Annotated in this window: 16 protein-coding genes; 8 read left to right on the top strand and 8 right to left on the bottom strand. The window is 72.6% G+C overall.

Features of this window, described 5'->3' with window-relative positions:
* From ABZW11_RS38030 to ABZW11_RS38020, 3 genes are all read left to right on the top strand, one after another.
* Nucleotides 1-1,146 carry an acyl-CoA dehydrogenase family protein gene (locus tag ABZW11_RS38030; RefSeq protein ID WP_355428471.1) on the top strand — a complete coding sequence of 382 codons (1,146 nt, stop codon included), beginning with the start codon at nt 1-3 and terminating at the stop codon, nt 1,144-1,146.
* A gap of 93 nt (nt 1,147-1,239) precedes the next feature.
* Nucleotides 1,240-1,674 carry a GNAT family N-acetyltransferase gene (locus ABZW11_RS38025; RefSeq protein ID WP_355428468.1) on the top strand — a complete coding sequence of 145 codons (435 nt, stop codon included), beginning with the start codon at nt 1,240-1,242 and terminating at the stop codon, nt 1,672-1,674.
* 49 nt (nt 1,675-1,723) lie between these two features.
* The gene (locus tag ABZW11_RS38020; protein WP_355428465.1) at nt 1,724-4,741 is read left to right on the top strand and encodes an AAA family ATPase; all 3,018 of its coding nucleotides are present in this window, start codon (nt 1,724-1,726) and stop codon (nt 4,739-4,741) included.
* Nucleotides 4,742-4,906: 165 nt separating this feature from the next.
* On the opposite strand, the gene ABZW11_RS38015 is transcribed toward ABZW11_RS38020, so the two are convergent.
* From ABZW11_RS38015 to ABZW11_RS38005, 3 genes are all read right to left on the bottom strand, one after another.
* Nucleotides 4,907-8,134, bottom strand: coding sequence for a hypothetical protein (locus tag ABZW11_RS38015; protein ID WP_355428463.1), 3,228 nt, complete (start codon nt 8,132-8,134; stop codon nt 4,907-4,909).
* An 82-nt stretch (nt 8,135-8,216) separates the two neighbouring features.
* Nucleotides 8,217-9,146, bottom strand: a complete 930-nt coding sequence (locus tag ABZW11_RS38010) for a sugar kinase (protein ID WP_355428461.1) — start codon at nt 9,144-9,146, stop codon at nt 8,217-8,219.
* Nucleotides 9,143-10,069, bottom strand: a complete 927-nt coding sequence (locus ABZW11_RS38005; protein WP_355428458.1) for a pseudouridine-5'-phosphate glycosidase — start codon at nt 10,067-10,069, stop codon at nt 9,143-9,145. The genes ABZW11_RS38010 and ABZW11_RS38005 overlap by 4 nt, the downstream gene beginning before the upstream one ends.
* A gap of 166 nt (nt 10,070-10,235) precedes the next feature.
* On the opposite strand from ABZW11_RS38005, the gene ABZW11_RS38000 reads away from it, so the two are divergent.
* Nucleotides 10,236-11,741, top strand: a complete 1,506-nt coding sequence (locus ABZW11_RS38000; protein ID WP_355428455.1) for an NAD(P)/FAD-dependent oxidoreductase — start codon at nt 10,236-10,238, stop codon at nt 11,739-11,741.
* Nucleotides 11,742-11,795: 54 nt separating this feature from the next.
* Here the strand turns inward: ABZW11_RS38000 and ABZW11_RS37995 are convergent, their stop codons facing one another.
* Nucleotides 11,796-12,368: a TetR/AcrR family transcriptional regulator gene (locus ABZW11_RS37995; RefSeq protein ID WP_355428452.1), complete on the bottom strand. Its 573-nt coding sequence runs from the start codon at nt 12,366-12,368 to the stop codon at nt 11,796-11,798.
* Nucleotides 12,369-12,454: 86 nt separating this feature from the next.
* Between ABZW11_RS37995 and ABZW11_RS37990 the strand changes: the two genes are divergently transcribed.
* The 3 genes from ABZW11_RS37990 (at nt 12,455) to ABZW11_RS37980 (ending at nt 15,800) form a co-directional block, all read left to right on the top strand.
* Nucleotides 12,455-13,654, top strand: a complete 1,200-nt coding sequence (locus ABZW11_RS37990; protein ID WP_355428449.1) for a cytochrome P450 — start codon at nt 12,455-12,457, stop codon at nt 13,652-13,654.
* 65 nt (nt 13,655-13,719) lie between these two features.
* Nucleotides 13,720-14,418, top strand: coding sequence for a response regulator transcription factor (locus ABZW11_RS37985; RefSeq protein WP_355428446.1), 699 nt, complete (start codon nt 13,720-13,722; stop codon nt 14,416-14,418).
* A 17-nt stretch (nt 14,419-14,435) separates the two neighbouring features.
* Nucleotides 14,436-15,800, top strand: a complete 1,365-nt coding sequence (locus tag ABZW11_RS37980) for a HAMP domain-containing sensor histidine kinase (RefSeq protein WP_355428444.1) — start codon at nt 14,436-14,438, stop codon at nt 15,798-15,800.
* A gap of 104 nt (nt 15,801-15,904) precedes the next feature.
* Here the strand turns inward: ABZW11_RS37980 and ABZW11_RS37975 are convergent, their stop codons facing one another.
* The 4 genes from ABZW11_RS37975 to ABZW11_RS37960 form a co-directional block, all read right to left on the bottom strand.
* Nucleotides 15,905-16,171 (bottom strand): hypothetical protein, encoded by a 267-nt coding sequence (locus ABZW11_RS37975; RefSeq protein WP_345386917.1) that lies wholly within the window; start codon nt 16,169-16,171, stop codon nt 15,905-15,907.
* A 69-nt stretch (nt 16,172-16,240) separates the two neighbouring features.
* The gene (locus ABZW11_RS37970) at nt 16,241-17,092 is read right to left on the bottom strand and encodes a helix-turn-helix transcriptional regulator (RefSeq protein WP_355428441.1); all 852 of its coding nucleotides are present in this window, start codon (nt 17,090-17,092) and stop codon (nt 16,241-16,243) included.
* A gap of 57 nt (nt 17,093-17,149) precedes the next feature.
* Nucleotides 17,150-17,413 carry a hypothetical protein gene (locus ABZW11_RS37965; protein ID WP_355428438.1) on the bottom strand — a complete coding sequence of 88 codons (264 nt, stop codon included), beginning with the start codon at nt 17,411-17,413 and terminating at the stop codon, nt 17,150-17,152.
* Between the two features lie 168 nt (nt 17,414-17,581).
* Nucleotides 17,582-18,595: a phosphotransferase family protein gene (locus ABZW11_RS37960; RefSeq protein ID WP_355428435.1), complete on the bottom strand. Its 1,014-nt coding sequence runs from the start codon at nt 18,593-18,595 to the stop codon at nt 17,582-17,584.
* Between the two features lie 93 nt (nt 18,596-18,688).
* On the opposite strand from ABZW11_RS37960, the gene ABZW11_RS37955 reads away from it, so the two are divergent.
* The coding region (locus ABZW11_RS37955; RefSeq protein ID WP_355428432.1) for an ROK family protein at nt 18,689-19,320 on the top strand (632 nt) is incomplete at its 3' end.

Genomic DNA, 19,320 nt, shown 5'->3' with positions numbered 1-19,320 from the left:
ATGCTCACCGACGAGTACGAAGAGCTGCGCAAGACCGTCGAGGCATTCGCCCGCGAGGTGGTCGCGCCGGTGATCGGGGACTTCTACGAGCGCGAGGAGTTCCCGTACGACATCGTGCGGCAGATGGGCGCCATGGGGCTGTTCGGCCTGCCCATCCCCGAGGAGTACGGCGGCATGGGCGGCGACTACTTCGCCCTCTGCCTGGCCCTGGAGGAGCTGGCCAGGGTCGACTCCAGCGTCGCCATCACCCTGGAGGCGGCGGTCTCGCTCGGCGCGATGCCCGTCTACCGGTTCGGCTCGCCCGAGCAGCGCCGTACGTGGCTGCCCAAGCTCGCCTCGGGCGAGATGCTGGGCGCGTTCGGGCTGACAGAGCCGGGCGGCGGGTCCGACGTGCCCGGCGGGATGCGGACCACGGCCGTGCTCGACGGCGACGAATGGGTGATCAACGGGACGAAGTCCTTCATCACCAACTCCGGCACCGACATCACCGGCGTCGTCGGCGTGGCCGCGCTCACCGGGCTCACCGGCGAGCGCGAGATCTCCACCATCCTCGTGCCGAGCGGCACGCCGGGGTTCGCGGTGTCGAAGAAGTACTCCAAGGTCGGCTGGAACGCCTCCGACACCCGCGAGCTGTCCTTCACCGACTGCCGCGTGCCCGCCGCGAACCTGCTCGGCGAGCGCGGCCGCGGCTACGCCCAGTTCCTGCGCACCCTCGACGAGGGCCGCGTCGCCATCGCCGCGCTCGGCGTCGGCCTGGCCCAGGGCTGCGTGGACGAATGCCTCAAGTACGTCAGGGACCGCAAGGCGTTCGGCCACCCCATCGGCCACTACCAGGCCATCCAGTTCAAGGTCGCCGACATGGAGGCCCGCGCCCACACCGCCCGCCTCGCCTACTACCACGCCGCACAGAAGATGCTCGCGGGCGAGCCGTTCAAGAAGGAGGCGGCGATCGCCAAGCTCGTCTCCTCCAACGCCGCCATGGACAACTCCCGCGACGCGACCCAGGTGTTCGGCGGCTACGGCTTCATGAACGAGTTCCCTGTCGGCCGCTTCTACCGCGACGCCAAGGTGCTGGAGATCGGCGAGGGCACCAGCGAGGTGCAGCGCATGCTCATCGCCCGCCAGCTCGGGCTCGGTGACCTGTGACCCGCCGCGCCCGTTTCATCCCGGCACGAAAAGGGGGGAAACGTCAAGCATGGGTTTGCGCAGGCGACGACCGACGATCTAGGGTCGATGCTCATGACGGCTGACGATCTTCTCATCAGGAGAGCGGAGAAAGCGGACGCCGACGAGGTGTTCGCGCTGGCCCGCGAGTTCGGCCTGACCTTCAGGCCCGAGCGCGAGGCCTTCGACGCCGCGCTGCCCGCGCTGCTGGCCAACGACGACGCCCTGCTGCTCGTGGCCGTCGTCAACGGGCGCGTGCGCGGCTACCTGCTCGGCTTCGTCCACCTCACTCTCTTCGCCAACGGGCCGGTCGCCTGGGTGGAGGAGGCCATGGTCCAGTCGGGCTCCCGGCGGCAGGGCGTCGGGCGCTCGCTGCTGGAGGAGTTCGAGCGGTGGGCACGCTCCCGTGAGGCCGGCTACGTCGCGATGGCCACGCGGCGGGCGCCGGAGTTCTACCACGCGCTGGGCTACGAGGCGTCGGCCACGTTCTTCCGCAAGGTGCTGCGATAAGGGCCACCTGGCCGGCGATTCCGTCGGCGCCGGGTGGCATGCTGAGGGCGTGAGGATTCACGCCGTAAGCCCGCTGTTCGTCGGGCGCTCCCGCGAGCTCGCCGCCCTCGGCGACGCCCTGTCCAGGGCGCACGCCGGCATACCGGCCACCGTGCTCGTCGGCGGCGAGGCGGGGGCCGGCAAGACCCGCCTGATCAACGAGTTCACCGGGCGGCACGCGGGCGACGCCATGGTGCTCGTCGGCGCCTGCCTGGAGCTGGGCACGGAGGGCCTGCCGTTCGCGCCGTTCACCGCCGTGCTGCGCCAGCTCGTCCGCGAGCTGGGCCACGACGCGGTCGCCGCGCTGGTGCCGGGCGGCAACGCGCGCGGGCTGGCCAGGCTGCTGCCCGAGTTCGGCGAGCCGGGCAAAGACGGTGCCGAGGCCAGGGCGCGGCTGTTCGAGCAGGTGCTCGGGCTGCTGGAGCGCCTGGCCGACGAGCGGCCCGTGGTGCTCGTCGTCGAAGACGCCCACTGGGCCGACCGCTCCACCCGCGACCTGCTCACGTTCCTCGTCCGCTACCAGCGCACTGCCGCCCGGGTGCTGCTCGTGGTCACCTACCGCACCGACGAGCTCCACCGCACCCACCCGCTGCGGCCGCTGCTCGCCGAGCTGGGGCGCATCGAGTCGGTCGGCAGGGTCGAGCTGCGCAGGCTCACCCGCAAGGAGGCCGTCGCGCTGGCCGTCGGCATGCTGGAGCGCGAGCCGTCCGCGGCCGACATGGACCTCATCTACGCCCGCAGCGAGGGCAACCCGCTGTTCGTCGAGGCGCTGCTCACCGAGTCGGGGGCGGGCGAGCCGCTGCCCGAATCGCTGCGCGACCTGCTGCTCGCCGCCGTCGAGCGGCTGCCGGAGGAGACCCAGGAGCTGCTGCGGGTGGCCAGCGCCGGCGGGCAGCGCATCGAGCACGCCCTGCTCAGCGCCGTCGCCGGGCTCGACGACGCCGCCCTGTCACGCGCGCTGCGCCCGGCGGTGGCGGGCAACGTCCTGGTCGTCGACGGCGAGGGCTACGCCTTCCGCCACGCCCTCATCCGCGAGGCGCTCCACGACGACCTGCTGCCCGGCGAGCACACCCGCCTGCACACCCGCTACGCCGAGGCCCTCGAGCACGACCTGTCGATCCTGCCCGCCCCGCGCGGCGCGATCGAGCTGGCCCACCACTGGCACTCCGCCCACGACTCCACCTGGGCGCTGGTCAGCGCCTGGCACGCGGCCGCCGCCGCCCGCAAGTCCACCGCCTACGACGAGCAACTGCGTATGCTCTCCCGCGTGCTCGAGCTGTGGGACCAGGTGCCCGACGCGGCCGAGCGCATCGGCGCCGACCGGCTCGACGTGCTCAGGGTGACCGCCGTCGTCGCCCACCTGGCCGGCGAGTTCGAGCGCGGCATCGCCGTGTCCAGCGCCGCGCTCGACGAGCTGGCCCGCGACCCCGGGCTCGAGGCCGACCCGGTCAGGGCCGTCATGCTGCTGCGCCAGCGCGGCCACACCCGCTACGACCTCGGCCGCCCCGGCTCCCTCGACGACCTGCGCAGGGCCGCCGAGCTCGTCCCCGACGACCAGCCGCTGCTGCGCGGCAGGGTGCTGGAGTCGCTGGCCCGCATGCTCCACGGCCCGGCCACCCGGGCCGAGCGCGCGGCCACGGCCAGGGCCGCCATGGAGATCGGCCACACCCTGGGCCATGCCGGCCTCGAGGCCCACGCCATCATCGACCTCGCCTGGGGGCTGACCGACTACTCCGACATGGAGCCGCAGCTCCAGGCGTTCGCCGAGGCCCGGCAGATCGCCGCGCGCGGTGAGGTCTTCAGCGCGCTCCTGCGCTGCGCGATCTCCGAGTCCGACGCGCTCGAAGGCGCGGGCCGGCACGAGCAGGCCGCCGAGGTGGCCAGGGAGGGCATCGAGCAGTCCCTGCACTACGGGCTGGCCCGCACGTCCGGCGCGTTCCTGTCGATCAACCTGGCCGAGCCGCTGGTCTCGCTCGGGCGGTGGGACGAGGCGCTCCAGGTGATCGACCACGCCCTCGACCTCGCGCCGCCCGCCCCCTACGCCGCCAGCCTGCGAGGGTTCACCACCGACATCGCGCTCGCGCGGGGCGACCACGACCGGGCCGCCCGCCTGCTCGACTCCGCCCGCCGCGTCCTGGCCCGCGGCGCCCACCGCGACCAGCACGTCCTGCCCCACCTGCGCAGGGAGGTGCTGGCGCTCATGTGCCGCGGGCAGCTCGGGGAGGCGGTGGCGGCGGCGCTGCGCGTCATGGAGGGCGACGACCTCATCAACGGCCCCCGCTACGCCTGGCCTGTCGTCACCACCTTCGGACGCCTGGTCCGCATGGCGGTGCCCGCCTCACGCCTGCTCGATGCGATCACGGATGATGCGCTGAGTGGGGATGCGGGTGGCGCGCCGGGTTCTGGGGTGGCTCAGGGTGAGGCGCTCGTGGAGCAGGCGCTGGTGTTGCTGCGGCGGCTGCGGGCGCTCGGGCGTGAGCTCAGGTGCGAGGGTCTGCTGCAGGAGGCGCATCGGCTCACCTTCATCGCGCTGACCGGCCCGGAGAAGCCCTGGGACGAGGGGGTCGAGCCGGCCGCCTGGCAGTTCGCGGCCTGGGAGCAGGCGGTGGAGGCGTGGGCGGCGCTGCGGCAGCCGTACGCGGAGGCGCAGTGCCTGCTGGCGGCCGGTCAGGCGGCCCTCGCATGCGGCGCCCGCCAGGAGGCCGCCACCCGGCTCGCCCGGGCCCGCACGCTGGCCCGCGACCTGGGCGTCACACCGCTGCTCGAACAACTCGACGTACTCGGCCGCCGCGCCAGGATCGGCGGCTCCGACGAGGCCACCGACGCCCAGCCGCTGGGCCTGACCGCACGCGAGCTGGAGGTCCTGCGCGAGGTGACGAACGGCCGCAGCAACCGCGAGATCGCGGAGGCGCTGGTCATCTCGATCAAGACGGTGAGCGTGCACGTCTCCAACATCCTGGCCAAACTCGGCGTCGCCACCCGAGGCGAAGCCGCCGCCACCGCCCACCGCCTCCACCTCTTCGACTAGCTCCGCTGGTGGTCCGGCCTCGGTGTCACCTCTGTCGTGCCGAGGCTGCCGCTTCGGCCTTTCTCATCCTTGTGCGACGGGCCGGCGGGGGTGTCTTGAGTGGGCGTCTGTGTGGGGGCGCGGCTTTTGTGTTCTGCGGTTTGCCTCTGCCTTGCCGGGTGGTGGTCAGCCGGTCAGTTGGGCTTCTAGGCGGTAGCCGTCCACCGTGACGTAGACCTGGTCGCCGGGGCGGGCGTTCAGGCGCATCAGTACCGGCTGGAGGGAGTCGAAGACGGGCTGGTGACCCTGCCAGACCAGGACGATGGCGTTGTCGCCGGGGCCCGTGACCGACAGCAGGGTGCCGGGGCGCATGCCGAGCTGGGCGGCGTAACCCTCCGGGACCGGCACCGGGCCGCCCCTGAGGTGTTCCGGGGTGACCTCGATGCGTTGCCAGCGGCGCGGGTCGGAGGACGGGCTGGGCAGCGGCGGGGGAGGCGTGGGTGGCGTGCCTGCCAAGGTGCCGGAGAGCATGGGCGAGCGGCCGCCCGACAGCGCCGACAGGGTGGCCAGCGCGGCCGACGGGTCGATCGAGCTGGTCGCGGCGGGCGGGATGGGCTGGCCGCCGCGGTGGTGGTGGCCGTTCGCGCCCGGCGTGCGGCGGGGGAGCGGCTGGGCAGGGCCGGGGGCCGCGGCTGCGGCGTCGCGGCTCGTCTCCGGGGGCAGGGCGTCGAGCCACGCCTTGGCGGAGTGGGCGCGGATGCCCAGCTCGCTCATGAGCTCGACGACGTCCGCGTCGGGCGGGGCCGAGGCGAGGAGCTGCCGCGTACGCGCCTGGAGGCCGTACATGTCGCCGACGACCAGCCAGCCGTCCTGGAGGCGGCGGTCCGGCATGAGCGTCACGAGGACCCGCCACAGCGGCGTACGCAGCGATGGGACCGTCACCGGGTGGGCCGGGTCGGCGCCGATCAGCTGGTCCTCGGTGGCCGCCGCGCCCAGCCACTCCGTCAGCCGGAACATGTGCCCGGTGACCGGCGCGGACTCCGAGGAGCGCAGCCACTGCAGGACGCGTTCTTCGGCGGTGCGCTGGGCCAGCGAGAGCGCCTCACGTTCGACGAGCATCTTGTGGGCGAGCGTACGCAGGCTCACCGGGTCCTCGGCGAACAGCCGGTGCTGGGCCACGGCCAGCTCCAGCTTGTCGAGGTTGCGGAAGAGGTTGTCCACGACCCTGACCATGGCGTGGTCCGGGTCGGTGGGGACGGGGCCCGCGTAGGCGGGCGTGCCCTTCCCGGGGACGGACCTGGTCGTGCCGGAGCCGGGGCCGTTCGCACCCGAGGCCGGGCCGTTCGTGCCGGAGGCAGGGGTGTTCGAGCCCGAGCCCGGTGCGTGGGTGCCGGAGCCGGGGGCGTTCGTGCCTGGGATCGCCGGAAGGGAGCCCGTTCCGGGGCCGCCCGCGCCCATTCCGGGCGCGCCGCCCGCGCCAGGTCCGCCGCCCGTGCCGGGGCCGCCCGTGCTCGCTCCGCCTGCGCTGCCGGCGCCTGCGGGGGTCGCCGCGCTGCCGGGGGCGCCGGGCATGCCGTTGCCTGCGCCGGCTGTGGAGGAGCCGGTGTCCTGGCGGCCGGACTGGGGACGTGCGGGGCGTTGCGGGACGAGGTCCTGCTGGCCTGGGCGCTGGGGCAGGCCCTCGCCCGCGAAGCCCTGGCGGGCCGCGCCGCCCTGCTGATCGCCGGCGTACGCGCCGCCCAGACCGGGGAGCGCGCTGTTATGGCCGGGACCTGCGGGGCCCTGCCCGGCGGGCGAGCCGCCCTCCTGCGCCCCAGGAGCGCCGTTGGAGGCGGCGGGGAAGCTTCCCGTCTGGCGGGCGCCGGGCGCGCCGTCCGGGGTCGCCGCGAAGCTTCCGGTCTGGGGAGAGCCGGAGGCGTCGGGGACCGCTGGGAAGGAGCCTGTCTGGCGGGGGCCGGGCGCGCCTTCGGGGGAGGTGCCGGGGCGGCGCTGCTGGCCGCCGTCGGCGGGCGCGCCGGGGGACCCCGGCTGGGACGCCGCCGGGAAAGAACCGGTCGAACGCGACCCGGGCGGAACAGGGAAGGAGCCACTCGTGCGCGGGTCGGCCCCCTGGGCGGGGGATGAGCCGGTGCCGGGCTGGCCGTCGGAGGCGCCGGGGACGTCGCCGGCCTGTCGGGAGCCGGGTGCACTGTCAGAAGCAGCCGGGAAGCTGCCGGTTTGCCGGGAATCGGACGCGCCACTGGAGGCGGCTGGGAAGCTGCCGGTCTGCCGCGACCCGGGGGCGTCGGGGACCGCTGGGAAGGGGCCGGTCTGGCGGGCGCCGGGGGTGGTGTCGGAGAACGTGCCGGTCGGGCGGGGGCCATCCGACACCGCCGGGAAGGAGCCCGTCTGGCGCGGGCCGGGGGCGCCCTCGGGGAAGGTGCCGGGGCGTTGGGGGTCGCCGTCTGCGGGCGCGCCGGGGTAGGAGCCGCCCGGACGCTGGGGCAGCGGGCCGTTCTGGGTGCCGGAGCCCGCAAAGGGGCCGCCCGCCGGGGACCGGCCGTCCTGCGGGGCGGATGGTCCGCCCTGGCCATCCGCTGGGGGCTGGCCGCCTTGTGCGGCGAAGGGGGCGCCTGCCGGGGAGCCCTCGGCTCCGCTGGACGGCGATCGGCCGGCCTGTGCGGCGGACGGTCCGCTCTGGCCATCCGCTGGGGGCCGGCCGCCCTGTGCGGCGAAGGGGCCGCTTGTCCGGGGGCGGCCGGTGGTGGCGTCGATGGGTGCGGGGAGCGGGCCGGAGGGGGTGGCCTGGGCGAAGGGGCCGCCGGCGCCGGCCTGGGCTGCCAGCGGTTGTGCGGCCGGGTCGCCCTGTGCGGGGAAGGGGCCGGACTCCGGTACCGGGAACGCGCCCGACGGTACGCCCTGGCCGCGTTGGAGCGGCCGGGTGACCTCGGGGTGGCCGCCCGCGACCCCCGGGACGCCGGCGGCGCCAGGAGCGGCGCCGGATGCGTCGGGCTGGGCCGGGATGCGGCCGAGGATCTCACGGAAGACCGAGCCGATGACGACCTCGGGCGTGGCCGACGGCGTGCCGAGGTCGCTCGGGGACAGCCGGCGCAGCCGCTGCCAGCCGCCGAGGCCGGTGATCGCCGTGCGGGTGGCGTCGGGCCAGCCCGGCAGCGCGGGGTCGATGTGGTGGACCGTCAGCGCGGGCAGCAGGTCGGACAGGGGGAGGTGGTCCCAGCGGGAGGAGGCGAGCCGGGCGAGGCGTTCGCAGATCCAGTCGAGCCCTGTCATGCCGAGGGCCTTGGGCAGCGGCAGGGAGTGCCACCATCCGGCGGGCAGGCGTGGGTCGCCCAACGCCTCGGCCACCTGCTGGGGCCGGCTCCATCGCAGCGCAGGGACCAGGTCGCTCAGGCAGATCGATGACTCGACTTCCATCGGCGGACCTTATCCTCCCCAGTGAGCCGCGTGTGCTGCCCGTAACGCATGTGGCTAATGGTGCAGCCTACGCGGCAAGCTATCAATCAGTGTGAATAGGGTAAAGACGGTTCAGATCCAAACCGTACCGTGGACGGCCGCCCACCTGGGCCACACATGCGGCACCGGCACGGCAACCCACCTCCAGAGCCGCCCGCGTCCCGGCGCCGCGCAGCGTCGCGGCGATGAACCCGGCGGCGAAGGCGTCACCTGCGCCTGTCGAGTCCACGACCTCAGCGGATCGGCCCTCGGCCGTCGCCACCACCTCACCGTCTCGCGCGGCCAGCGCCCCCTCCGCGCCGAGTTTCACGACCGCTGTGCCATATCTCTCACTCAAGAGTACGGCCGCACGCTCGGCCGATGTCACCCCGGTGAGCAGAAGCGCCTCGTCGAGGTTGGGCAGGATCAGCTCGGCGGCGGCCGTCGCCTGCATGAAACGTTCGACGCCGAAGTCGCGCAGCGGCCCCGTGGAGGCCGGGTCCACGCTCACCGTGATGCCCGCCGCCACGGCGTCGGCCATGGCGCGGGCGGCCAGGCGCAGGCCGGGCTCGGCGAACAGGACGTACCCCGACAGATGCAGCCGGCCGACGCCGTCGAGCAGCGCCGGGTCCCAGTCGTCCTCGGAGATCAGGTCACCGGCGCCGCGGTTGGTGAGCATCGAGCGTTCGCCGCTCTTGTCCACCATGGCGATCACCACGGCGGTGGGGTGGTCGGGGTCCACGGAGAAGTGGGGCTGGACGCCCGTGTTGATCAGTTCGGTGGCGTGCCACTCGCTGCTGTCGTAGCCGAGCTTGGCCAGCAGGTGCACCTCGGCTCCCAGGCAGGCGGCCCAGGCGGCGGTGTTGGCGCCGGAGCCGCCGGGACGCAGCACGATCTCGGCGGCGGTGTCCTCGCCGGCCAGGACGGGCGAGCCGTGCAGCGCCACGACGTCGGTGACGACGTCGCCGATGATCAGGAGGGCGTCACCGCTCACGATCGGGACCAGGCCAGGGCGATGCGGGCGGCGAGCGCGGCGTTGCCGCGCACGGCGGCCAGGTTGGCCTCCAGGGACGCGCCCTTGGTGCCGTCGACGAGGTAACCGAGCAGGAACGGGGTGATCGCCTGGCCCTTGACGCCGTCGCGCTCGGCGGCGGCCAGCGCCTCGGCGAGCACCCGGTCGTGCAGCTCGGGATCGAGCTGCTGCTCCTTGGGGACGGGGTTGGCGACGATCAGGGCCGTCTCGGGGCCGCCGAGCGCGTCCTGGCCGCGCATGACGGCCGCCGCCTCGTCGGCCGTCTCGATCCGCCACTCGATCGGCTGGCCGGAGGAGTGCAGGTAGAAGCCGGGGAAGGTGTCGGTACGGAACCCGGCCACGCTCACCCCGCGCGTCTCCAGCCGCTGCAGCGTGGCCGGCACGTCGAGGATCGACTTGACGCCCGCGCACACGACCGTGATGCGGGTGCGGGCGAGCGTGTCGAGGTCGGCGGACTCGTCCTGGTCCTCGGTCCAGTGGCGGTGCACGCCGCCCAGGCCGCCGGTGGCGAAGACGCGGATGCCGGCGCGGGCGGCCAGGAACGACGTGGCCGACACGGTGGTCGCGCCGCTCGCCTTCAGCGCCGCCGCCATCGGCAGGTCGCGCTGACCCAGCTTGCGCAGGCCCGGCTCGGTGGCGATGCGCTCCAGCTCGGCCTCGTTCAGCCCGATGCGGGGCACCCCGTCGAGCACCGCGATCGTGGCGGGGACGGCGCCCTCGGCGCGTACGATGCCCTCCAGCTCGCGCGCCACCTCCAGGTTGCGCGGTTGCGGCAGCCCGTGGGAGATGATCGTGGACTCCAGGGCCACGACCGGCGCTCCGGTCGACAGGGCCTCGGCGACCTCGTCGGACGGCTGCGGAACGGCGTCGGTGGTGCTGCGCATGGTGAGGCTCGTGCTCCTTGAGTGGTGGTGGCCCTGCGTGTGAGGAACGGCGGCTCTGATGCAATTTGTTCCGAACAGAGCAGCGTACGGGCCCCTTGCCCGGCCGTCCACTTGAGGACCGCGCGGCCCGTGGCGTCCTGACCGGAATCGGCCTTAAGGTGCGAGGATGAGCGCGTATGACGTGATCGTGGCCGGAGGCGGGCACAACGGGCTGGTGGCGGCGGCGTACCTGGCGCAGGCCGGGCGGCGGGTGCTGGTGCTGGAGCGGCACGAGCACGTCGGCGGCCTGGCGATCTCGGCGCAGGCGTTCCCCGGCGTGGACGTGCGCCTGTCGCGTTACTCCTATCTCGTCAGCCTGCTGCCCTCGAAGATCGCCCGCGATCTCGGGCTCGACTTGGAGCTGCGCCGGCGGCGCTACGCCTCGTACACGCCCAAGGGCGACACGGGGCTGCTCGTGGACAACGAGGACGACCTGCGGACGGCGGCCTCGTTCCGGCACGTGACGGGCGGCGAGTCCGACCACGAGGCGTGGCGGCGCTTCTACGGCATGGTCGCCGAGGTCGCGCGGGTGCTGGCGCCCACCCTGCTGGAGCCGCTGCGCCCGCAGGCCGAGATCGAGCGGATGGTCGGCCCCGAGGCGTGGCGCGACCTGTTCGGGCGGCCGATCGGGGAGAGCGTGGCCGAGCGGTTCGCCGACGACACCGTACGCGGGGTCGTGCTCACCGACGCGCTCATCGGCACCTTCGCCGACCCCGACACCGACCTGCCGGCCAACCGGTGCTTCCTCTACCACGTGATCGGCGACGGCACCGGCGAGTGGAACGTCCCCGTCGGCGGCATGGGCGCGGTCTCCGGCGCGCTGGAGACCGCGGCCAGGCGGGCGGGCGCCGAGATCAAAACGGGCGCGGAGATCGTCGGCATCGACCCGTCGGGCGAGGTGACGTTCAGGGACGAGACGGGCGAGCATGCCGTGCGGGGCGGGCACGTGCTGGTCAACCTGCCGCCCGCGGTGCTCGACCGGCTCATGAGACGGCCCGCGACGGTGCCCGAGGGCGCGCAGCTCAAGGTCAACATGGTGCTGACCCGGCTGCCCCGCCTCAAGGACGCGACGGTGGATCCGCGGGCGGCCTTCAGCGGGACGTTCCACATCAACGAGGGACGTGACCAGCTCGCGCGGGCGTACGAGCAGGCGGCCCGCGGTGAGATCCCGGAGCTGCCGCCCGCCGAGGTCTACTGCCACTCGCTGACCGACCCGTCGATCCTGGGGCCCGAGCTGCGGGGGCGGGCGGAGACGATGACGCTGTTCGGCCTGCACATGCCAGCCCGCCTTTTCCGGAAAAATCCGGAGAAAGCGCGGAAGATGGCGTTGGATGCCACCTTCGCCTCCATCAACGCCGTCCTCGCAGAGCCGATCGAGGACTGCCTGCTCACCGCCCCCGACGGCACCCCATGCGTCGAGGCCAAGACCCCCGTGGACCTGGAGACCGACGCGGGCCTGCCCGGCGGCCACATCTTCCACACCGACCTGAGCTGGCCGTACGCGGAGAGCGGCGGCTGGGGCGTGGAGACCGGGCACGAGCGCATCCTGCTCTGCGGAGCCGCCGCCCGCAGGGGCGGCGGCGTGAGCGGCATCGGCGGCCACAACGCCGCCATGGCACTGCTGACCGCCTGACGCCGCACCCGGCGCGGCCGGCCGGGCTTGGGGGCCGGCGAGGCTCGCCGCCGGTTACTCGCCGGTGACGAGCTTGGTGGCGACGCGGAGCGCCACCTCGTTCAAGTCCGTCCCCGGGTCCGTCCCCGGGTCCGTCCCCGGCCCGAACAGGAGCGGCAGGTTGCCGAGGATCACCGCGAGCACCGCCAGCCTGGACTCGAACTGCTTCTCCGCGCTCTCGCCGGGCACGCACAGCAGCGACACCAGCGAGATCACACACCCGCGCAGGCGTTCGCCCTTTGGGTGGTGCTCCATCGCGCCCTGGTTGACCTGGGCGAACCTGAACAGCGGCCGCCACTGGTCGGAGAGCAGCCCGGAGATCCGCCGCAGGATCTCCAGCCGCGCCTCCGTGGTGGCCGGCTGCCGCCGCCCCCAGGCCACCAGTTCCTCGATCGACTCGACCAGCCCCTCGATCACGCCGGCGAGGATCTCCTCCTTCGTACGGAAGTGGTAGTAGAGCGCCGGCCTGGTGATCTGCAGCCGCTCCGCCACCTCCTGCAGCGAGGTCTTGTCGTATCCGCGCTCGGCGAACAGCTCCAGCGCGACCTGCTGGATCCGCTCTCGTGTGTCCGTCCGCCGCCCTGCCATCTCGCTCCCTCTGTTGACGGCCGCGCCCGCATTGTTTACTTTCGCGTAAGTAAGCAATGCGGAGCCCGGCTATTACGGAGCAGACTATGGCGGAAAGCTTCCCTGCCCATCGCACGTGCCCGTTCGCCCCGCCTCCCGAGTACGAGGGCTGGCGCGACCAGGCCCCCCTCGTCAGAGGCGAGACCTCCCGCGGCGAGGTGTGGCTCGTCACCCGGCACGCCGAGGCCCAGCAGGTCCTCGCCGGAGCCGGCTTCAGCACCGACCCCCGCACCCCCGGTCACCCCAACGCCCTCGACACCGCGACGATGACGCCCGAGGAGATCGCCGTCGCCCATCAGCTGTCGGTCGGGTTCTTCATCGACCACGACCCGCCCGAGCACACCCGCTTCCGGCGGCTGCTCATCAGCGAGTTCACCGTCCGGCGGGTCAGGGAGATGCGGCCAGGCATCCAGCGGCTGGCCGACGAGCTGCTCGACGACATGATCGCCAAGGGCGACGAGGGGGAGCTGGTGGAGGCGTACGGGCTGGCGCTCCCGTCGCTGGTGATCTGCCGGCTGCTCGGCGTCCCGTACGCCGACCACGACTTCTTCCAGTCCCGCACCAGGATGATGGTGGACGCCGGGGCCGACGAGCGGGCCAGGCGCGCGGCGACGTTCGAGATCAGGTCCTATCTCGCCGACCTCGTCACCGACGTCGTCGCCGCGCCCGAGGACGACCTGCTGGGCCGGCTGGCCACCGGCGGCAAGCTGACCGCCGAGGAGCTGACCGGGGTGGCCTTCCTGCTGCTCGTCGCCGGTCACGAGACCACGGCGAACATGATCCCGCTGTCGGCGTACACGCTGCTGCGCAACCCGGACCAGCTCGCGGCCCTGCGCGAGAACCCCGACGGCTGGCCGGCCGCGGTCGAGGAACTGCTGCGCTACCACTCGATCGTCGACTGGGTGGCCTTCGACCGGGTGGCGGTCGAGGACCAGGAGATCGGCGGGCAGCTCGTCAGGAAGGGCGAGGGCGTGTACGTGCTCGGCGCCTCGGCCAACAGGGACGAGCGGGCGTTCGAGCGGCCCGACGACTTCGACGTCCAGCGCGGCGCCCGCCACCACGTGGCCTTCGGGTACGGGGTGCACCAGTGCCTCGGCCAGAACCTGGCGCGGGCCGAGCTGGAGATCGCGCTGCGCACGTTGTTCGAGCGGCTGCCCGGGCTGCGCGTCACGGCGCCGGAGGAGGAGCTCGGCCTGAAGTACGGCAAGGCCATCTTCGGGCTCACCAGGATGCCCGTCGCCTGGTGATCGTCAGGAAACAAAGGTGAGATCGTTCATCCGGTTCTCATGATGACGTCTTACCTTTGGTAAGTATGAGTGAGCCTGCACGTCTGCTGGTGGTCGACGACGAGCCCGCGTTGCGCGAGGCGCTGCAGTCGAGCCTGGAGTTCGAGGGCTACAAGGTCGCCACCGCCGACGACGGGCAGCAGGCACTCGACGCGCTGGCCGCGGAGACGTACGACGCGGTGCTGCTCGACGTGATGATGCCGCGGCTCGACGGGCTCACCGCGTGCCGCAGGCTGCGGTCGTCGGGCAACCCCGTGCCCGTCCTCATGCTCACCGCCCGCGACGCCGTCGGCGACCGGGTGTCCGGGCTCGACGCGGGCGCCGACGACTATCTGGTCAAGCCGTTCGAGCTGGACGAGCTGCTGGCCCGGGTGCGCGCGCTGCTGCGGCGGGCCGCGATCAGCACGGGCACGCCGGAAGGCGACACGCTCACCTACGGCGACCTGCGCATGGACCAGGCCACCAGAGAGGTCACCCGCGGCGAGCGCAGGCTCGACCTGACCCGCACCGAATACCTGCTGATGGAGCTGTTCCTCGCGCACCCACGCCAGGTGCTGACCCGCGACCAGATACTGAGCGAGGTGTGGGGCTTCGACTTCGAGCCGACCTCCAACTCGCTCGACGTCTACGTCATGTACCTGCGGCGCAAGACCGAGGCCGGCGGCGAGCCGCGAGTGATCCACACCGTGCGCGGGGTGGGGTACGTCCTGCGGAACTCCCCATGAGCAGGAGCATGAGCACGATGCGGTCACGTCTGGCCGCGCTCTCCAGGCAGGGCAGCCTGCGCACGCGGCTGACGCTGCTCGTCACGGTCGCCGTGGCGGTGGCCATCGCGACGTGCGCCGGCCTTTCCTACTACATCGTGCAGCAGCGGCTGCGCAGCAACCTCGACATGAGCATCGTGGAGTCGCTGAAGGACAGCGACCGCGACTACCTCAAGCACCACTGCACCGAGCAGGGCACGCAGGGCATGTTCGACGGCATGGCGACGCTGCTGCACTCCGACGGCACCACCTGCTCGATCGGGCCGCCCATCGTGCCCGTGTACGACAAGGACTCCGAGGCGTTCGAGCCGTGCGAGCCGGTCTACCGCGACGGCCACACCAGCGACGGCACGCCGGTCCGGGTGGTGGCGCTCAACTTCGACAAGGGCGTGGCCGTGATGGAGGCCAGGCCGATGTGGTGGGTGAGCAACACGCTGCGGCGCTCGGCGCTCATGCTGAGCGGCATCACCGCGCTCGGCGTCATCGGCGCGGCCTGGGCCGGGCTCGTGATCTCGCGGGCCGCGCTGCGCCCGGTCGGCGAGCTGACCAAGGCGGTCGAGCACATCGCCCAGACCGAGGACCTCGGCACCCGCATCCCCGTCACCGGCAACGACGAGATCGCCCGCCTGTCGTCGTCGTTCAACGCCATGACGGCCGCGCTGGCCGGGTCGAGAGAGCGGCAGAAGCAGCTCGTCGCCGACGCGGGCCACGAGCTGCGCACGCCGCTCACGACCCTGCGCACCAACATCGACCTGCTGCTGCGCAGCGAGCAGACCGGCCGCAGCCTCGACCCGGCCGCCAAGGAACGCCTGCTGGTCAACGTCAAGGCGCAGTTCGCCGAGCTGTCCACACTGGTCGCCGACCTGCTCCAGCTCGCCAGGGGCGACAACGACCACGAGCCGCACGTCGAGCTGGCCCTGCACGAGGTGGTCACCGCGGCGGTCGAGCGGGCCAGGCTGCGCGGCGCCGAGGTCAGCACCGACCTGCGGCCCTGGTATCTCGTGGGCAACGCCGCCTCTCTGGAACGTGCCGTGCTCAACCTCATGGACAACGCGGCGAAGTTCAGCCCCGGCGGCCAGATCGAGGTGCGGCTGCTCGACGGCCGGCTGACCGTCCGCGACCACGGGCCGGGCTTGCCGGAGGAGGAGCTGCCGCACGTCTTCGAACGTTTCTGGCGCTCGCCCTCCGCCCGCGGCCTGCCCGGCTCGGGGCTGGGCCTCGCGATCGTCAAGCAGGCCGTGGAGGAGGCGGGCGGTACGGTACGCCTGGGCAACGCGCCCGGTGGCGGCGCGATCGCGATCATGGAGCTGCCCGGGAGTCACGTACGCCAGTCCGCGCCCTGAAACGTCGACCAGCCCGACGTGCAGAAGGTGCTCCACAACAAGGCCGGGTGCTGAGCGCGGGCCGGCCGGACGCGGTGGTCAGGCGCGGTGGTCAGGCGCGGTGGTCAGGCGGGGAGGGCGGCGAGGAGGAAGGCGAGGCGGGCGGCGGCCGACTCGACGTCGTCGGTGGTGCCCAGGCGGTAGCCCCAGGAGGTGATGAACGCGCCCTCGTCGGAGCAGGTGACGGTCTCGGCGAGGGTGGCGGAGAACCGGTTGCGGACCGACACGTACGCCGGGTCACAGGCCAGCGCGATGCTCTGGACGGACAGGTCAGCGTGACGACCCGCGTGCCAGGCGAAGCGCTCAAGGCTGAGCGCGGTATCGAGCATCATGCGTCACCTCCGCAACGTCTCGCGACAGAATTGCACGATCTTGGCGGAGGAGGCAAGCAATTGCTGCGGTTAATGTGGAGTTTGTTTCCGGTATTCGTGAAGAACGGAGATGATGACCTCCCGTCCGGTCTCATCGAACTCCGCCACCTTCACGTAATCGTCGAAGGCCCGTACGTAAAAGGCGATGTCGTCGGGGTCGCGCAGGATGAGGTCCTTCGTCATGGTGGCGACCGCGACCATGGCCTCGTTGAAGATCCAGAAGCCGTTGATCGGGCTGGACGGCAGCTCGGTGCCGAACGGGATGACGCCGAACTCCACGTTCGGCAGTGTGCTGACCGCGAGCAGGCGGTCGAGCTGGCCGCGCATCACCTCAGGCGGGGCCAGCGCCGAGCGCAGCGCGGCCTCGGTGACGACGAACCTGAACGTGCGCGTGCGGTCGTACAGGATCTCCTGGCGCTGCATGCGCACCCGGACCGCCACGTCGATCTGGTCGGCGGCGCTGTAGAGGCGCTTGACCTTGCGGAAGACGTGCCTGGCGTACTCGGAGGTCTGCAGCAGGCCCACGATGATGCCGGGCTCGAAGACGCGGAACAACTTCGTGCGCGCCTCCAGGTCGCGGATGTCCTCCTGAAGTGCGGCAAGGCCGCTGCGGTGGCGCTGTTTCCAGTCGTCGTGCCGTTCGAGCAGCGCGATCGACTGCCGGATGAGCTCGTCGGTCGTGTCGGGCGAGGCGTTGACGGCCTGCGCCCACACGACGACGTCATCCTCGGTCGCGGTCTGCCGGGCGTTCTCGAGGCGGGAGACCTTGGAGGGTTGCCAGCGCAACCGCTCGGCCAGCTCCTTGCCCGACAGATGGGCCGCCTCGCGCAATTGGCGTAACTGGCTGCCGAGATCGATGCGCGCCTGCTGAAAGGACGTCACGCGGCAAGAGGCTAGCTCCGGTCACGCCGATCATGCCAGGGCCCTCCGCAAATGTGATCAAGCGGTTGCCGTGGGTGTCCCTTCGCTGGTCGGGAAAGCGGTTACCGTCCCATTCCGATCATCGGGCAGGACGCGGCGGGCGATGTCGGTGAGCAGTTCGCGGGGCACTTCGACCGCTGTCTCGCCGTCGAGGACGTCGCGGAGGTCCGCGAGCGCCTCCGCGTCGGTGACTTGCAGGCCCTGCACGACGATGGTGCCGCGATCGGTCTCGTACAGGGTGGGGCAGGCGCCCGCCTCCGAGGTGGAGCCGAGAAACCGCATGCGCATGACGATCCTTCCCCGATGATTGATGCAATTGCGCGCAATTGTACGGGCCGGGGGTAAGCATGTGATCGTTTTTCCGGAAATCGTGATATAAGGCCGGGTGCGGATACGTGCCTTTTATGGCGATTTATGGTGGCTATGTGTGGATTCGGGGTGTTCGACCGCTCAGGAGAGCGCGCCGCCCATGAACTCCCGCGCCCGCTCGAACAGGCTCAGCGTCGTCGCGTGCAGCAGGTCGCCGATGTCCTTGGGCGCCTTGCCGGCGCACGCCCGCGCGTGGGTGCCTTCGAGCACGATGCCCAGCTTGAAGCAGGCCATGACCGCGTACCACTCGACGGCCGACATGTCGCGCTCCGACAGCTCGCCGTAGTAGGCGACGATCTCCTGCGGCGCGGGCAGGCCGGGCACGTGCCCGGCGCTCGACGGCCAGGTGGCCAGCAGCCAGCCCAGGTCGAGCAGCGGGTCGCCGATCGTGCACATCTCCCAGTCGACGATCGCCGCCACGCGCGGGCCGTCGCAGGCGAACATCAGGTTCGCGAAGTGGTAGTCGCCGTGCATGATGCCCGGCGTGAAGGTGCGGGGCAGGTGCCGGGTCAGCCACGCGGCGGTCTCGCGCAGGCCGGGGATGTCGGGGCCGGGATAGCCTCCGAGCTCCCCGTACGAGTCGAGCTCCTTGAGCCAGCGCGGCACCTGCCGCTCCAGGAAGCCGTCGGGCCGCCCGAACCCCGGCAGCACGCCAGGATCGACCCGCCCCAGCTCGGCCAGCGCCGCGGCGGCCTCCAGGCCCATGCGGTGCCTGATCGCCGGATCGGAGGCGTGCGGCTCCGGCAGCCCCGTCGAGGGGTTGAACCCGTTCACCGGCTCCATGAGGTAGAACACCGGCTCGCGCAGCGTCTGCGCGGCCACCAGCCGGGGCGCGGGGACCTGCGTGCCGCGCAGCGCCGCCAGCACGCGCGCCTCGCGGCGCAGCACCTCGTTGCTCTTGCTGCGGGCGTGGACGGGCGGACGGCGCAGGATGTACGGGCGGCCGCCGCGCTCGAAGCGGACCATGACGTTCTGCGTGCCGCCGAGCACCGGCGCGCGGCCGGTGATGGGGCCGCCGGGCAGGCCCTGGGCGTCCATCCACGCGCCGAGCGCGTCGAAGTCGATCGTGCCGACGTCGATGTGGGTGGAGGTCATGGGCCGCCCCTCGACAGAACGATATTCTGGTGCCCGACCTTACGAGAGCGGCTCCCGGCCGGTCAACCATGGGGCTGTGAAAGGATGCCGCGGGTGACGTACGTGGCCGCGATCGACGTCGGCGGCACCACCATGAAGGGCGGGCTCGTCGCCCGCGACGGGACGATCCTCCACCTCGAACGCCGGCCCACGCCGCGCGCCGAGGGGCCGGAGCGCGTGATCGCGGCGATCTCCCGCTTCGCCGCCGACCTCACCCGGCCCTGGGACGGCTCAAGAACACCCTCACCGGTTGAGGAGGGGGCGCGGCCGGTGGCGCTGGGGCTGGCCGTGCCGGGGCTCGTCAGCCCTGCGCATGCCGTCTTCTCCGCCGCCTTCGGCTGGCGTGACGTGCCCGCCACCGCGTTCGCCGACGTGGACCTGCCCGTCGCACTCGGCCACGACGTGCGGTCGGCGGGGGAGGCCGAGCTGGCGTACGGGGGCGGCGAAGCACACGCGCTCTACCTGCCGATCGGCACGGGCATCGCGGGAGCCGTGGTGCCGTCGCGCGCGCTCTACGGCGGCGCGGGCGGCTGGGCCGGGCAGATCGGGCACGTCCCCGTGTGGCCCGACGGGCTCGCGTGCGGGTGCGGGCAGTCGGGGTGCCTGGCGGCGTACGCGTCGGGGTCGGCCGCGTTCGGCAAGCGGGCGTCAGTGCTGGACGGCCCTCGTTCGAAGGACCTTCGTCC

It is taken from the genome of Nonomuraea sp. NPDC004580 (assembly GCF_040609855.1).
GTDB classification, from domain to species: Bacteria; Actinomycetota; Actinomycetes; order Streptosporangiales; family Streptosporangiaceae; genus Nonomuraea; species Nonomuraea salmonea.
This window is presented reverse-complemented; position numbering and strand designations above follow the sequence as displayed.